The organism is Algoriphagus sp., assembly GCF_024642405.1.
Lineage (GTDB): Bacteria > Bacteroidota > Bacteroidia > Cytophagales > Cyclobacteriaceae > Algoriphagus.
In genome coordinates this window covers 1-15,543 of the sequence record NZ_JAHEBC010000076.1, presented here as the reverse complement: position 1 = coordinate 15,543, position 15,543 = coordinate 1, and the positions used below count along the sequence as shown (strand labels likewise).

Genomic DNA, 15,543 nt, shown 5'->3' with positions numbered 1-15,543 from the left:
GTTAAATTCACGGGATTCTTTTCCTTCTGCTACTTCAGTACCGACTCCTGCAGGAGTATAAAACGCCGGAATACCGGCTCCTCCAGCCCTTATTCTTTCTGCCAAGGTTCCCTGAGGAACCAAATCAACTTCAAGTTCGCCTTGAAGCAATTGCCTTTCAAATTCAGCATTTTCCCCAACATAACTTGAAATCATTTTTTTTACCATTCGCTTTTTTAACAATAAACCAATTCCAAAATCATCCACACCGGCATTATTTGAAACGATTGTTAAATCATTTATTTCGCGTTCAAGAAGAGCAGAAATGCAATTTTCCGGGATTCCGGATAGACCAAAACCACCCATCATTAGCATAGCGCCAGAAGGAATATCTGCCACTGCTACTTTGACATCCTTTACCGTTTTGTTAATCATAATATTTTGGGTTTATAGTAATGATTTGGCCCTTTTTTGATCTAAAGCCAATTGTTTTTTTAACTCTTCAAGATTATCAAACTTTTTCTCTTTCCTAAGGAATTCCCTTAAATAAATAGTGATTTGCTTATCGTATAAATCACCTTGGAAATCAAATAAATGAGCTTCTACGGTCTTCTTTGTGCCTCCAACGGTCGGTCTATTTCCAATATTTAACATAGCCTTAAACAATGACCCATTTACCAAAGCCTCTACAGCATAAACTCCGTCCATTGGGATAAGTTTATAATCATTTGGTATGTGGATATTAGCTGTCGGAAATCCAATAGACCTTCCAATTTGTTGACCTTTTATAACCAAACCATTTAATTCGTAAGGCCTACCAAGATAATTTGTTGCAATTTTTACCTCTCCTGTTTCTAGGGCCCTCCTTATTTTGGTACTGGAAACACCTATTTCGTCTACGTCTTGTCTCGATATTTCTTCCAAGTCAAAGCCAAACTCTGCATGATGCTGCTTTAAATATTCAAAGCTTCCTTCTCTGTTTTTGCCAAAACGATGGTCATATCCAATTATCAGCCTCTTTGTTTTTATTTTTTCCACCAACACCTTTTCTATGAATTCCCTGGAGCTTAATTGAGAAAATTCTCTAGTGAAAGGAATAGTTATTAAATGGTCAATCCCGAATGAACGTAGTAGTTTTGTTTTTTCTTCAAAGGTGCTAAGAAGCCTAAGTTTATGCTCATCCGGATAAAGGACAAGTCTTGGATGGGGCCAAAAAGTAATCAGAACGGTTTCTCCTTCTGTTTTTCTAGCAATTTCCCTTATCCTATGTAAAATCTTTTGATGACCTAAATGAACTCCATCAAATGTCCCGCTAGTTACAACAGGGTTTGGAATTGGGGGAATTTCACTTAGTCCTTCGTAGATTTTCATCTTTTGGGGTTTATATTATTGAACTTGGTGCCTAGCTTTAATTTCTTCAATCAAAGGAATCAACTCATGGGCTTCTTTTAGTTCGAATTCACCAATTCTTGTTCTGCACAAAGCACTCATATAGGCACCTACCTTTAATTTATCTCCAAGATCCCGGGCAATACTTCTGATATAAGTCCCCTTGGAGCATGAGATACGGAAATCTAATTCGTTTCCTTCAAACCTTGTGATTTCAAATTCCCGAACTTGAACAGCCCTAGGATTCATTTTTACTTCTATTCCTTTTCTGGCAGATTCATAGACCCTTTTTCCATCAACTTTTATCGCTGAGTGCATGGGAGGTATTTGAAGAATATCTCCAGTTAATTCAGCCACAGCAGTTTTGACATCTGATAATGTGATATGGGAAGGATCTGCCACAGGGATTGCAGGTTTCTCTAAATCAAAAGATTCTGTCGTTGCTCCAATCACAAAGGTTCCTGTATATTCTTTCTCTTTCCCCATGAAACCTTCTATTTGCTTGGTCATCTTACCTGCACAAACTATTAAGAGACCTGTTGCAAGGGGATCTAAAGTACCTGCATGCCCAACTTTTTTTATTTTCAGCGCATTCCTGACTTTTTTCACCACATCAAATGAAGTCCATTCTAGAGGTTTATTGATCAAAAATATTTCTCCGTACGGTTTCTGATCCTGCATTTCACAAATATAGGCCTGAAAAAACAGCTATAATTCCTACCAAAAGACAGTAAATCGAAAAATAGCTTAGTTTACTTTTTCTTACTAATTGTATCATCCAGGTACAGGCTATTATACCGGAAATAAATGCTGCGAGAAAACCTGCAGTTAAATATCCTATTCCTTGAGTTTCCATAGAAATGGCCCCATCCAATAGATCTTTTGCAATTTTTCCCAATATCAATGGTACCACCATTAAAAAGGAAAACCTTGCCGCTTTGGATTTATCCACTCCTAAAAGTACGGAGGCAGAAATTGTTGCTCCAGATCTTGAAATACCTGGTAGAATAGCTATAGCCTGGGCAATGCCTATTAGAAATGCTTTAAAAAATGTAACGGGTTTATTAGTATTTCTGGCTTTATCGGCGAGGAAAAGGAGCAGAGCAGTTAAAATCAACATGAACCCTACGAAAACCACACTTCCGCCAAAAAGAGCTTCTAATTGCTTTTCAAATATTAGTCCTACAATACCAGCTGGTATCATCGAAATAAAGATCTTAACTGCAAATTGAGTCTCTTCATTCCATTTGTATTGGAATAATCCCGTAAGAATTTCAACAATATCTTTTCTAAAAACTAAGACAGTACTTAACGCAGTTGCAAAATGAACTACTACAGTAAACATTAATCCCTCAGCCGGCATTTTAGACTCACCTAGAATAGCTTTTCCCAACTCTAAATGACCACTAGACGAAACAGGCAAAAACTCCGTCAACCCTTGAATGACTCCAAGGATTATAGCATCAATGATTTCCATTCCTAGTTTTTCTCTGTTTTAGCAAATATGGCGTAAAACTCAAAAATAAAACCTGATAAAGTGACGATTGGACCCAAGGTTAAACCAAGAAAACCATTGCCATGAGGCTCTTTATCCAATCCAATGATAATAAATCCTACAACGATCAGAGCAAAACCTATGGCCATGAGCTGATAATTTTTTTTAGAAAAAGGAAAATGCGATTTGCTCATGTTAATATAATTCGTCCAAAGACATGTTTAAATACTTATTGACTGCTCTTAAGGTACTCATTGCTGATAAAACTCCACCAACTCCAACTAATATAGCAAATAGGATCATTAACATTTGTTCGTTGTGAAGAAGCCCGAATCCCTCAATATTTGCTTGGGTATATTTTACTAATCCATATAAAATTACCGATGCAATACTTCCTGCTAGCATCCCAAAAAACCAAGCTCTTGTTAGAAAAGGTTTTCTAATAAATGCTCTTGTAGCACCTACTAATTGCATAGATCTAATCAAAAATCTCTGGGAAAATAATGCGAGGCGTATGGTATTATTAATCAGCATGATAACTGTGATAATGAGGATCAAAATAAATCCGCCCAAAACCAAACTGACTTTTAATAAATTTTTATTAATTGAATCAACCAAGTCGGTCATGTAAGAGACTTCAAAGACTCCGTCGATTGCTTGAATTTCATTGACTATTGCATCTAATTGTTCGGAGGTTTGAAATTCTTCAGCAATTGTTATCACAAAACTATCCCGAAGTGGATTGTCATCAAGGAATTTTGTAAAGTCTTCTCCGGTACTTTCAATAAATGTGGCCGCAGCCTCTTCATCCGAAATATACTTTAGCCCTAACGTATCACTTTTTCGAAGGATAAATGGGCGACTTCCCAGATTTTCTCTGATGTCTGAAATTTCGCCTTCTTCTAAATTTTTATCCAAAAAAATCTGTACTTCTATATTCTCCCGAATCATGCTGGTTAAAGATTTTGCTTGTATCAGAATCACTCCAAATAATCCAACAATGAAAAGGGAAAGGGTCGTACTAAATAAAACACTTCCAAATTTGAAGTGCCCAAGTATTTTTTTCTTTCGGGATTGGTTAGCCATAAAATAAAATTTCAGGTCAAAAATAATCAGCACTTTACTTATAACCAATCTAAAATCAGGAAAGGATTGGAATCACCTTCTCATTTGTAATTCCAAATACCTGATCCTTTAAACCTGGTTTTACTAAAGCCAAGCCTGTAAAACTTCCAAAGGCAGGAAGAATTAATTGATTTGGCTTGTAATAAAAACAGGAAAGCCTAATTGATTGCCTAGCTTTCCCCACAAGTCTTATGCCCGGATGGATATGTCCGCATAAATTAATTTTATCTTTTACTATTTCATGTAAAGGCTCATGAGACAAAACTAAATTTTTTAATTCTAATGGTTCTTTAAAGACATTGAAAGTTGATAAATCATATTCCAAGGGTGAAAGAATATCATGATTTCCCAAAACCAAGTGAAAATTGACATTCAAAAATTTTCTTAAAAAATGATTTAAAGTCTCCCATTGATCATTCAAGTCACTATGAAATAAATCACCAAGGAAATAAACATTTTGAGGTTTGTAAGTATTTATTAGGAAGGTAAGTATAGTGAGGTCCTCCCAATGGATCGGTTCAGGAATGGGGATACCTGATTTTCTGAAGTGTGCTGCTTTACCGAAATGCAAATCAGCAATAAATATTGAACTTAATTCGGGAATCCAAACTGCTTTTTCTTTTAATAAATGAAGAGAAATTTCCTGAAATTTTATCTGAGGAGACACTATTTTCATGTATTATTTTTATAAATTATTTGATTGAATTTAAAACTAAATTGAAATAGATAAATATTAAGGAGGTTTTTATGAAATATTGTCACTTTGCTTCACTCTTATTTATTGTGCTTGTTTTGTCTTTTTTTGATACAAATGCTCAATCAGATTCTCGCATATTGGGTAAATGGTTAAATACAGAGGAAACAGCACAAATAGAAATTATGAATAAGGATGGTAAGTTTTTGGGTAAAATAATTTGGTTAGATAACCCTAACAAAGATGGTACCCCAGTGCTTGATAAGGCAAACGAAAATGAAAAATTAAGAAATAGACCTGTTATGGGACTTACTATTTTAGAAGGTCTAAAATATGATGATGGTATTTGGAAGGGAGGAAAAATTTACGATCCTAATTCAGGAAAAACATATTCTTGTGAGCTAAAGCTTAAAGGACAGGAAAAATTGGAAGTTAAAGGCTATTTAGGTTTTTCTTGGATTGGTAAGACAGTAGAATGGACAAAAGTAAAGAAGTAAAGCAGGAATTCCCTGCTTTACTTCACTTCTAAATAAAATGATTTCAAGAAATATGAAAGTTGCTCAAATTCAATCAAAAAAGCATCATGGCCAGCAGTTGAATTAATTTCTTTAAACCTACCTTTCGGTGCATGCTCACTTATAAATCTTGATTCTTCTGAAAGAAACAAAAGGTCTGAATTAACCCCAATAGCTAAAATTCGGGCAGTAATTTCACTCAATGCCTTTTTAACTCCTCCTCGTTTTCTACCCAAATCATGGCTATCCATAGCCTTACTTAATGTCCAATAAGACATCGCATTAAACCTTTTAGAGATTTTATTTCCTTGATATCTGATATAAGATGCAGCTTTAAACCCATCTAATTTTTCCTCAAAATCTAATTGCTTCTTTTGAAAATCATCGGGATGTCGATAACTGAGCATCGCAATAGCTCTCGCTGCCTCCAAACCTTTTTTTCCTGCACTCTCTGTTCTTTCACCCCAGGTTTTATCTGCCTCAATCGCCATCCTTTGTGCCTCATTGATTCCAATAACCCACGGACTAGTCTTTGCGGTTGATGCAAGTATCACTGCATTGGAAAGTTTTTTTCCTAACAAATAAGCCCATTCTAAACCGACTTGACCTCCTAAGGAGCCTCCAATCAGAGTATGAATTTGTTCAATTCCGAGAAATTCTCTTAGCCTTTCTAAACTAGCCGCCAAGTCTCTTGTGGTAAGCTCTGGGAAATCATAATAATATGGTTGATCAGAATCAGGGATGTTACTTAAAGGACAGGTGGAACCATAACAAGAACCCAAAAGATTAGCACAAATAATAAAATAGCGGGATGGATCAAAGAATTTATCTTCTCCTATTAATCCATTCCACCATTCCGATGCGTTCGAATCGCCCGTCAATGCATGGATAACCCAAACAACATTCGTTTTCTTCTTATTTAACTGACCATAGGTCGAATAGGTGAGATCAAATTCATTAAGAATTTCTCCTGACTCTAACTCTAATGGGGTACTCGAATGAAACAATTCCTGAGACATGGTAATCGAAGCGAATTGACTTTTTAAATTCATTTATGCTTATAATTTTTCAAATGCTTGCTGTAAATCAGCTTTGATGTCATCAATGTGCTCTATTCCCACAGAGATGCGCAATAGAGTAGGGGTGACACCTGCAGCCAACTGCTCCTCGTCTGACAATTGTTGATGCGTGGTAGCTGATGGCTGAATTATCAAAGTCTTAGCATCACCAACATTGGCTAAGTGAGAAATCAATTCTAAACTGTTGATAAATTTAGATGCCTCTTCTTTGTCACCTTTCACTTCAAAGCTTAAAACACCTCCATAACCATTTCTTAAGTATTTCTTTGCTAAAGAGTGATAGGGAGAAGAAGAAAGTCCTGGATAATTTACCTTCTGAACTTTCGGATGATTTTCTAACCAATTTGCTACTTCGAGTGCATTATCAACAGTTCGCTGAACTCTCAAAGACAGCGTCTCTAATCCTTGAAGTAGTAAGAAAGAATTAAATGGTGAAATGGCTGGACCAAAATCCCGAAGCCCCTCGACTCTAGCTCTGATTGCAAATGCAATGTTTGGAAGGCCTAATGGATTATTATCTCCGAAAACTTCCCAAAAATTCAAACCATGGTATCCTTCAGAAGGCTCAGAAAATTGAGGGTATTTCCCATTTCCCCAATTGAAATTTCCTGCATCTATAATTATTCCACCAATTGAAGTTCCATGACCGCCTATCCATTTTGTTGCTGAAGAAGTTACAATATTTGCTCCATGTGTTATTGGTTGAAATAAATACCCACCTGCTCCAAATGTATTATCGACCACTAAAGGAATATCATATTTTTTTGCCAAGGAAGAAATAGACTCAAAATCAGGAATATTGAATTCAGGATTACCAATTGTTTCAAGATAAATTGCTTTGGTTTTGTCATCAATTAGGCTTTCAAAGGAAGCAGCATCATTTCCCTTAGCAAATCTGGCATCAATACCAATTCTCTTAAAGGCCACTTTAAATTGGTTATAGGTTCCTCCATATAAAAAAGAGGTGGATACAAAATTATCTCCTTCACCTAGAATATTATTCAAAGCTAAAAATTGTGCTGCTTGTCCAGATGCTGTAGCTACAGCAGCAACTCCTCCTTCAAGAGCAGCCATTCTTTTTTCGAAAACATCTGTTGTGGGATTCATAATTCGAGTATAAATGTTCCCGAATTCCTTTAAGCCAAAAAGATTGGCTCCATGTTCTGCACTATTAAAGACATATGAAGTGGTTTGATAAATTGGAACCGCCCTTGAGTTGGTAGCAGAATCAGGTTCCTGTCCAGCATGAAGCTGAAGTGTTTCAAATTTTAAAGTTGACATAGATTTGAGAGTTTATGGTTAAAATTTAGAGTATAAGATTTCTTATTATCTGAAAAGATTTTTTTCAAATAATAAGAACACAAAAATTCACGTTTGCTCCGATGCTTAATTGCTAGTAAGCAACGAAAATCAAATAGAAAGAAACTTGAAAGAAAAAGAGAAGAAAATCCACTATACATATTGTAAAGAATTTATAGTTCCAATTGAGACCATCTCAACTGGCAGGAATTGGCACCTTGGATTTTCCAGGTTGCCAGAGGGTCAATGAGCCTGTCTCTCGCCTCTTCTTTATAAATCCTTACACTTAAAAAAGAGAAGGATTACACAAATAAATAGATCGAAATCGGATTTTCAAAATGAATTATGGATATCGGTCTATTATTCTTAAATGTTTAGCCTAATTGATCTTTATCATATCTAAATATTGGGTTGATATTTTCAAAGTCTGGTTCAATTTTGACTAACTCAGAAACCAATCCATTATTTAATCCATAAACCCAACCATAAACATGAGGAGCATTTCTTTGATTCCAAGATTTTTGGATGATGGAGGTCTTAATCAAGTCCTGACACTGTTCTATAACGTTGTATTCTACTAACTTATTTGCTTTTTCTACCGGATCATTGATGGCGTCAATTTCTTCTTTATACATTTTGTATACTTCTTTAATATTGCGAAGCCATTTATTGATTAAGCCAAGATTATTATTCGTAAGAGCAGCAGCTACTCCTCCGCATCCATAATGACCACAAACAATGATATGCTCAACTTTCAATACTTCAACTGCATATTGTAGGACGCTCAACATATTGAGATCAGTATGAACCACCATATTTGCTATATTTCTATGAACAAAAATTTCACCCGGATCAGTACCTGTAATTTCATTTGCCGGAACTCTACTGTCGGAGCAGCCAATCCATAAAAATTTCGGTTTTTGTTGTTGTGCCAATCTTTGAAAAAAAGTGCTATCTGACTCATTGATTTCTTCAGACCAAGCCTTATTTTGAAGCAGAAGTTTTTCGTAGGGTTTCATAGAGATTTTGTTAGTTTGTAGCGGAATCCTTCCGTTGTTACTTCAATATTTTTATCAAAAGAGGTTACTATAAAATCATTCAAAACCTCTTGGATATCATGATCAATAAATCTTGCTTTTTCGGCATTTATCACAACCTGAGAACCATAAGGAATTTTTTCCAGCTCTTTCATTAAAGGGGCCTTATTTAAAAAACTTACATCTTTTTGAAGTTGGACTAAATAGTTGCCATTTCGTTCTGTGATTCTAATAGCTTTTTGAAAATTGGTTTTAATAACAAAGAATAATCCAAAAGCCATTCCTATCCCTATTCCTATTAACAAATCAGTAAGTAGAATTGCAAATACCGTCACGACAAAAGGAATGAACTGAGCTTTACCTTGCTGATACAAAGAAATGAAAATAGAAGGTTTAGCTAGTTTATATCCTACTACAAAAAGAATGGCAGCTAGACAGCTTAATGGAATTTTACTTAATATTCCTGGTATTGCCAAAATTAAAACCATCAGCAAAATACCATGCAGAATTGCAGAAAGCTTTGTCTTGGCCCCACTTGTAATATTTGCAGAACTTCTTACTATTACCGCTGTAATTGGCAATCCTCCTATTAATCCAGAGACTGAATTTCCAATACCTTGAGCAACCAATTCCCTTGAATTAGGGGTAATCCTTTTCTGTGGGTCCATTTTGTCTGCAGCATCAATGGAAAGTAGCGTTTCAATAGATCCTATCACTGCGAGAGTGACTGCTACAATCCAGAAAGTACTTTCTGAAATTAAAGAAAAATCAGGAAAGGTTATTAGATTTCCTAATTCTCCAAAACTGTTCACAGAAGGAAGTGTTACTAAATGTTCTCCGTCCAAAATCCAGTCAGGCTTCCAAAATTGGAAAGTTGAGTTGATTAAAATTCCAGATAATACAGCCCAGAGTGCTCCCGGAACAACTCCTAGTATTCTGTGATTTATTATAGAGGGCCTTTCAAAAAAAATAATAATACCCAAGGCTACCAAAACTATTAAGATTGCTCCAGGGCTATTAAATTCAAATGCATACCAAATTTCTGTAAAAGTGTTATGATTATCAGACTGCAAAAATGTCTCATCGCCCATTGTATCTTTATCATACCCAAGAGCATGAGGAATCTGTTTTAAAATTAAAATCAATCCTATTGCTGTAAGCATACCCTTGATCACAGAATGAGGGAAATAATATCCTAAAACCCCGGCTTTCACAATTCCCAAAATCAATTGAATCAATCCTGCTATTACCAAAGAGGCTAAGAATAATTCAAAAGTCCCCAAAGAAGAAATTGAATCTAATACAACAACAGTTAGTCCTGCAGCAGGTCCGCTTACACTTACATGAGAGCCAGAAATAGAACCCACTACTATCCCTCCAACTATCCCAGCGATTAACCCTGACATAGGAGGGGCTCCACTGGCTATAGCGATTCCCAAACAAAGGGGAAGTGCAACTAAAAATACAACCAGACTCGATTTTAAATCATATCTGATATTATCACCAAAAAGGCTATTCATGCGGGTTTATTTGAAAACAAAATCAATGGTACATTTGTACCACTTCTCTAAAATATGGTTTTTAAAGGTATAGTTTAGAGATTTATGGGTTTTTGATAAGTATTAGGATAATAATCCTAATATAGCATTATCTATTTTCTCAAAATTGAATCCTTGCACAGCTTTGGCCATTTTTAATTCAATTTGGCTCAAACAAAGGTTTCCAATACTACCTTCATGGGTATGTTTTATCTTATCCTGATCAGGAGAAAAATTATCTGCTTCGATATCCAGTCCTACTTGTTTGTAAGCATCTCTAAATGCAAGTCCTTTTAAGACCATTTCATTTACTACTTCTACAGAAAAAACATGTTTAAAGAAAGGATCATTTAAAATATTCTTTTTTACTCTGATAGATTTGAGCATAAATGAGCACATACTCAGACAATCCTTCATGGTTTCAATCGCCGGAAAAACCTCCTCTTTAAGTAATTGTAAATCTCTATGATAACCAGTAGTCGTGTTTGTAAGAATTAAACTTACAGAGTTAGGAACTGCTTGAATTTGATTTGTTTTGGCACGCATTAATTCAAAGACATCAGGATTTTTTTTATGAGGCATTATTGAACTTCCTGTCGTCAAATCATCAGGAAATGAAATAAAACCAAAATGCTGGTTCATAAATAAGCAAACATCACTTGCCAATTTGTTTAAAGTTCCAGCCATTCCAGCTAGTGAAAATGCAATTGTCCTTTCAGTTTTTCCCCGACTATTTTGAGCATTAATCACATTATGATGCAAATCACTGAAGCCTAAAAGTTCGGTTGTCATAGTTCTGTCCAATGGAAAGCTTGATCCATATCCAGCAGCAGAACCAAGCGGATTCTTATTTGCCAGATCAAATGCAGCCTGAAGCATCCCCATATCCTCACTTATACTTTCTGCGAAAGAACCAAACCACAAACCAAAAGAGGATGGCATTGCTAATTGAGTATGGGTATAGCCGGGCATCAAATCACCCTTATGCTGTTCTGCTAATTTTATTAGCAAGTTAAAAAGGGTAGAGGCTTCTTCTACTAATTCACGGATTGCTGCCCTATAGTATAATTTCAAATCAACCAATACCTGATCATTTCTACTTCTGCCACTATGAAGTTTCTTTCCTACTTCTCCATATCGTTCTGTCAGTAGAAATTCTACTTGAGAATGTACATCTTCGACACCTGAATCTATCTGAAACTGAGCTTTTTCGATTTCGAAATAGATTTCCTTCAATCCTTTTTGGAGAATTTGATTATCCTGCGCTGTCAATAAACCAACTTTAGCTAGCATATGTGCATGTGCCATGGAGCCCAAAACATCAAAAGGAGCGAGGATCATATCAAATTCTGGATCTCTTCCAATCGTGAAGTTTTCTACCTCCTTCTTATTTCCTGTTGCTTTTTGCCAAAGTTTCATAATATGATTTACAGTGCTTTAGTCAATAATTTTTTATAGGTCTCCAAGATGGATATGTATCCTGAAATACCATTTTGAATTTCATTCAAATAGATGAATTCATCTGCCGTATGAGATCGAGCTGAATCACCAGGACCGATTTTTACAGATGGAAAGGGGATTAATGCTTGATCTGAAAGGGTAGGACTTCCGTAAGTTTTTAAACCTAATTCCTTCCCAATTTTCAAAATAAAATGAGATTCAGGAACTCTTGAAGATTGCAATCTCATGGAACGTGGATACAATTCAGATTTTAGATTCTCTTGAAGTTCTGCAAGTGCTTCTTCTAAAGTGTAGGCATCTGTTACTCGTACATCCAGTGTGAATTCACAAAGATCAGGTACAACATTATGTTGTTTTCCAGCCTGAATAACAGTGGCAGAAACCTTACTTTTTCCTAGGAAGTCAGATTCTTTCTTAAAGCTGAAATTTTTGATTTTCTCTAAATCATCCAAGGCCAGATAAATAGCATTGACACCTTCTTCACGAGCTGCATGCCCAGCTTTACCTCTCATTTTGGCATCAATAACCATTAATCCTTTTTCCGCTACTGCCAAGTCCATTAGGGTAGGTTCACCAACTATTGCTAAATCACAAGCTGGAATTTTAGAAATGACTGATGCAATCCCATCAGGACCAGAAATTTCCTCTTCAGCTGAAGCAATTATAATCAAGTTAAATGGTAGATCCTTTCCATGAAAATGACAAAAAGCAGCAATCAAACTAACCAGAGGTCCACCAGCATCATTACTCCCCAATCCAAATAACTTTCCATCTTTTTCGATAGGAGAAAATGGATCAAGTGTATAACCTTCATTCGGCTTTACTGTATCATGATGCGAATTCAACCAAATGGTTGGCAAGTCAACTTTGAATTCATTTGCAAAGGCCCAAATGTTATTTCCTGATCTTTGAACCGAAATAGATCTGGCTTTGAAAAAATCTTCCAAAACAAGTGCAGTAAGTACTTCCTCTTTGGAAAAAGATGGGGTGGAAATCAACTGCTTTAAAAGCTGAGTAGCGTCCTGATTTAACGTTTCAATGGTTTTCACGGCAGCTTGTTTCGATCAATAAAGATCGTAACGATGTCTTTCTATAGTGGTACCTGATAGCTTACCTTTGGCAGCAAGCAATAGATTTTCTGCTTTTCCAATCCAAACATGATTAACCCCTTTCTTTAGTGCTTCAAAAGCATTGTCAAGTTTAGGAATCATGCCGGAATGAATTACATTCTCTTTTTTAAGTTCTTGATAAATGTCTTCATTTATCAATGGAATAATGGAATTCTCATTTTTCTCATCAATTAATACTCCACTTTTATTAAAACAGAAATACAGATTCACCTGATGTTCTTCTGCTAAACTTGTAGCAAGAGCAGATGCGATGCTGTCCGCATTAGTATTTAATAACTGACCTTTTTGATCATGGGTAATTGCATTGACTACCGGAATTAAATCACCTTCTAATAAATGATCGATCAGTTTTACATTAACCTCCTTTATATCACCCACAAAACCGTAATCTATTCCTTTTACAGGTCTCTTAATTGATCGGATCAAATTTCCATCTGCACCTGTAACACCTAATGCATTCACTTTTAGTGCCTGTAGTTTTGCTACTATTTGCTTATTGATCAATCCGGCATATACCATAGTCACTATATCCAAAGTATCTTTATCCGTGATCCTTCGCCCATCTACCATCTCCGGCATGACTCCAAGAGATTCACCGAATCTTGAAGCCATAATTCCACCGCCATGAACCAAAATTTTATAACCAGGGAATTTTGAAAAGAGATTTAAAAATTCTTCAAGTTTTTCAGGAAAGTCGATGACATTGCCGCCGATTTTAATAATACTGATTTTCATAGGTCAATAGGTTTGAGGCTTAATTAAATCAAATGACTGATTACAGATTGAGCAGCATAGATTCTATTTTCAGCTTGTTTTTGGACCAATGATCTCGGCCCATCCAAAATTTCATCAGAAAGTTCTAAATTCCTTCTTACCGGCAAACAGTGCATTACTTTAGCTTTAGCTGCACTTAATAGTTGCTTTTCAGTCAACATCCAAGAATGATCTGTAGAAATAATTTTCCCATAATCATTAAACCCTGACCAATTTTTAACATACACAAAATCAGCATCTTGCAATGCTTTACTTTGATTATATTCTATGGTTGCACCTTGAGTAAATTTTTCATCTAACTCATATCCAGCAGGGTGGGTGATCGTTAAATCATGTCCCATTCCCAAAGTCCATTCCGAAAAACTATTGGCGACAGCATGTGGAATCGCTTTAATATGCGGCGCCCAGGTAAGAACAACTTTTGGTTTTTTAATTTCTTTTGAAAATTCCTGAATCGTAATTTGGTCAGCGAGACTTTGCAAAGGATGTCGAATTGCAGACTCTAAACTTATAACAGGAATGCCTGAATATTTGATAAATTGACCAATAACGAAATCACTCATATCTTCCTCTTTATTGGTTAAAGAAGGAAAAGCACGGATAGCCAAAATATCAAAATAACTTCCAAGTACTCCAGCAGCATCTTTGATATGCTCCACTGTTCCCTTGTTCATGATTGCGCCTTCACTCATTTCAAGCGCCCAACCTTCCTTGTCCATATTTAGAACAATCGGCTCCACTCCTAAATTTGAAGCTGCAATCTGAGTAGAAACTCTTGTTCGAAGGGAAGGATTCAAAAATAAACAACCGATTCTTTTTCCCATTCCTTTTTGGATATCAATTCTAGGGTCTGCCTTATAAATCAAGGCTTTATCTATCAATTGTTGACCTAACGCTTGGGATTCGAATTGGGTAAATTTTTTAATTTTTATAGAACTTGAGTCCATTTAATGATGAATAGGGGAAGGTTTTAAAATTTCAGTCAATGCTGTTATAAACGAATTTAGCTGATTCCATTCGATATTTAAAGGAGGAAGTAATCTAATCGTATTCTTAGAAGCAGCACTACCGGTGAAAATATGATATTTTTTCACTAATTCAGCTCTGACTGCCCCCGCGTCTCGATCCAGATCAATTCCTATCATTAATCCATATCCACGGACATCCATTATTCCTGGAATGCCTTCAAGTTGAGACATCAATTTTGTACCAAGCTTTGCAGATTTCTCTATCAAGTTTTCTTCCTCCAAAATCTCTAAAACTGCCAGACCTGCTGCACATGCCAAATGATTTCCTCCAAAAGTAGTCCCTAATAAGCCATAGCTTGATTCGATTGTTGGAGAAATAAGAATGCCCCCTATAGGAAAACCATTCCCCATACCCTTTGCCATACTAATGATATCAGGTTTAATACCTTTAACCCATTGATGTGCAAAAAACTTTCCTGTTCTTCCAAAACCGGATTGAACTTCATCCAAAATTAACTTTACTCCAAAATCTTTGCAGATATTGGCCAACCCAGTTAGAAATCCTGGTGATGGGACCTGAATTCCACCTACTCCCTGAATTCCCTCAATAATAATTCCGGCGATATTACCTTCTTTAACCCGGAGTTCCACTGCATGTAAATCTCCCCAAGGAAGAATTTGAAAATCTTCTCTTGCATTGCAAGGTGCGATGATTTTCGGGTTATCTGTCAAAGCCACTGCAGCAGAAGTTCTTCCGTGAAAAGCTCCAGAGAATGAAATAAAACCAGATTTTCTTGTTGCAAATGATGCTAACTTAATCGCGTTTTCATTGGCTTCTGCGCCTGAGTTACATAGAAATAAATTATAGTCAGGATAACCGGATAATTCACCCAATTTCTCAGCATATTCCTTTTGAATCGGAATTTGAATAGAGTTGGAATAAAAAGCGATTTGATTCAACTGATCTTGAATCCGCTTCACATAATGCGGATGAGTGTGTCCAATAGAAATAACTGCGTGCCCTCCGTAAAGATCTAAATATTCTTGCCCTTGATCATCC

Annotated in this window: 17 protein-coding genes and 1 riboswitch; of the genes, 1 reads left to right on the top strand and 16 read right to left on the bottom strand. The window is 36.0% G+C overall.

Going from position 1 to position 15,543, the window contains the following annotated elements; all coding sequences use genetic code 11:
- The 7 genes from Q0L68_RS08055 to pdeM all read right to left on the bottom strand — a co-directional run.
- On the bottom strand, positions 1–414 hold a 414-nt coding region (locus Q0L68_RS08055; RefSeq protein ID WP_296701519.1), incomplete at its 3' end, for a CoA transferase subunit A.
- A 12-nt stretch (positions 415–426) separates the two neighbouring features.
- Positions 427–1,350 (bottom strand): bifunctional riboflavin kinase/FAD synthetase, encoded by a 924-nt coding sequence (locus Q0L68_RS08050; RefSeq protein WP_296701517.1) that lies wholly within the window; start codon positions 1,348–1,350, stop codon positions 427–429.
- 15 nt (positions 1,351–1,365) lie between these two features.
- Positions 1,366–2,049 (bottom strand): tRNA pseudouridine(55) synthase TruB, encoded by a 684-nt coding sequence (gene truB / locus Q0L68_RS08045; RefSeq protein WP_296701515.1) that lies wholly within the window; start codon positions 2,047–2,049, stop codon positions 1,366–1,368.
- 1 nt (position 2,050) lies between these two features.
- Complete coding sequence (locus Q0L68_RS08040) at positions 2,051–2,845, bottom strand: undecaprenyl-diphosphate phosphatase (RefSeq protein ID WP_296701513.1); 795 nt, start codon at positions 2,843–2,845, stop codon at positions 2,051–2,053.
- A 2-nt stretch (positions 2,846–2,847) separates the two neighbouring features.
- The gene (locus Q0L68_RS08035; protein WP_296701510.1) at positions 2,848–3,057 is read right to left on the bottom strand and encodes a DUF3098 domain-containing protein; all 210 of its coding nucleotides are present in this window, start codon (positions 3,055–3,057) and stop codon (positions 2,848–2,850) included.
- Between the two features lies 1 nt (position 3,058).
- The gene (locus tag Q0L68_RS08030) at positions 3,059–3,949 is read right to left on the bottom strand and encodes a permease-like cell division protein FtsX (protein WP_296701508.1); all 891 of its coding nucleotides are present in this window, start codon (positions 3,947–3,949) and stop codon (positions 3,059–3,061) included.
- 55 nt (positions 3,950–4,004) lie between these two features.
- Positions 4,005–4,664 (bottom strand): ligase-associated DNA damage response endonuclease PdeM, encoded by a 660-nt coding sequence (gene pdeM, locus Q0L68_RS08025; RefSeq protein ID WP_296701505.1) that lies wholly within the window; start codon positions 4,662–4,664, stop codon positions 4,005–4,007.
- Between the two features lie 71 nt (positions 4,665–4,735).
- On the opposite strand from pdeM, the gene Q0L68_RS08020 reads away from it, so the two are divergent.
- The gene (locus tag Q0L68_RS08020; RefSeq protein WP_296701503.1) at positions 4,736–5,179 is read left to right on the top strand and encodes a DUF2147 domain-containing protein; all 444 of its coding nucleotides are present in this window, start codon (positions 4,736–4,738) and stop codon (positions 5,177–5,179) included.
- Between the two features lie 17 nt (positions 5,180–5,196).
- Here Q0L68_RS08020 and metX read toward each other — a convergent pair whose 3' ends face one another.
- From metX to Q0L68_RS07975, 9 genes are all read right to left on the bottom strand, one after another.
- The gene (gene metX / locus Q0L68_RS08015; protein ID WP_296701501.1) at positions 5,197–6,249 is read right to left on the bottom strand and encodes a homoserine O-acetyltransferase; all 1,053 of its coding nucleotides are present in this window, start codon (positions 6,247–6,249) and stop codon (positions 5,197–5,199) included.
- Positions 6,250–6,255: 6 nt separating this feature from the next.
- Complete coding sequence (locus tag Q0L68_RS08010) at positions 6,256–7,557, bottom strand: O-acetylhomoserine aminocarboxypropyltransferase/cysteine synthase family protein (protein ID WP_296701499.1); 1,302 nt, start codon at positions 7,555–7,557, stop codon at positions 6,256–6,258.
- Between the two features lie 188 nt (positions 7,558–7,745).
- A riboswitch (SAM riboswitch) is annotated at positions 7,746–7,854 on the bottom strand.
- 95 nt (positions 7,855–7,949) lie between these two features.
- Positions 7,950–8,594, bottom strand: coding sequence for a carbonic anhydrase (locus Q0L68_RS08005; RefSeq protein ID WP_296701497.1), 645 nt, complete (start codon positions 8,592–8,594; stop codon positions 7,950–7,952).
- Positions 8,591–10,132, bottom strand: a complete 1,542-nt coding sequence (locus Q0L68_RS08000) for a SulP family inorganic anion transporter (protein WP_296701496.1) — start codon at positions 10,130–10,132, stop codon at positions 8,591–8,593. The genes Q0L68_RS08005 and Q0L68_RS08000 overlap by 4 nt, the downstream gene beginning before the upstream one ends.
- 102 nt (positions 10,133–10,234) lie before the next feature.
- Positions 10,235–11,569 carry an argininosuccinate lyase gene (gene argH, locus Q0L68_RS07995; RefSeq protein ID WP_296701494.1) on the bottom strand — a complete coding sequence of 445 codons (1,335 nt, stop codon included), beginning with the start codon at positions 11,567–11,569 and terminating at the stop codon, positions 10,235–10,237.
- 8 nt (positions 11,570–11,577) lie between these two features.
- The gene (locus tag Q0L68_RS07990; protein ID WP_296701492.1) at positions 11,578–12,660 is read right to left on the bottom strand and encodes a M20 family metallo-hydrolase; all 1,083 of its coding nucleotides are present in this window, start codon (positions 12,658–12,660) and stop codon (positions 11,578–11,580) included.
- A gap of 15 nt (positions 12,661–12,675) precedes the next feature.
- The gene (argB, locus tag Q0L68_RS07985; RefSeq protein WP_296701490.1) at positions 12,676–13,476 is read right to left on the bottom strand and encodes an acetylglutamate kinase; all 801 of its coding nucleotides are present in this window, start codon (positions 13,474–13,476) and stop codon (positions 12,676–12,678) included.
- 23 nt (positions 13,477–13,499) lie between these two features.
- Positions 13,500–14,441 (bottom strand): acetylornithine carbamoyltransferase, encoded by a 942-nt coding sequence (locus Q0L68_RS07980; RefSeq protein ID WP_296701521.1) that lies wholly within the window; start codon positions 14,439–14,441, stop codon positions 13,500–13,502.
- A gap of 21 nt (positions 14,442–14,462) precedes the next feature.
- On the bottom strand, positions 14,463–15,543 hold a 1,081-nt coding region (locus Q0L68_RS07975; RefSeq protein WP_296701488.1), incomplete at its 5' end, for an aminotransferase class III-fold pyridoxal phosphate-dependent enzyme.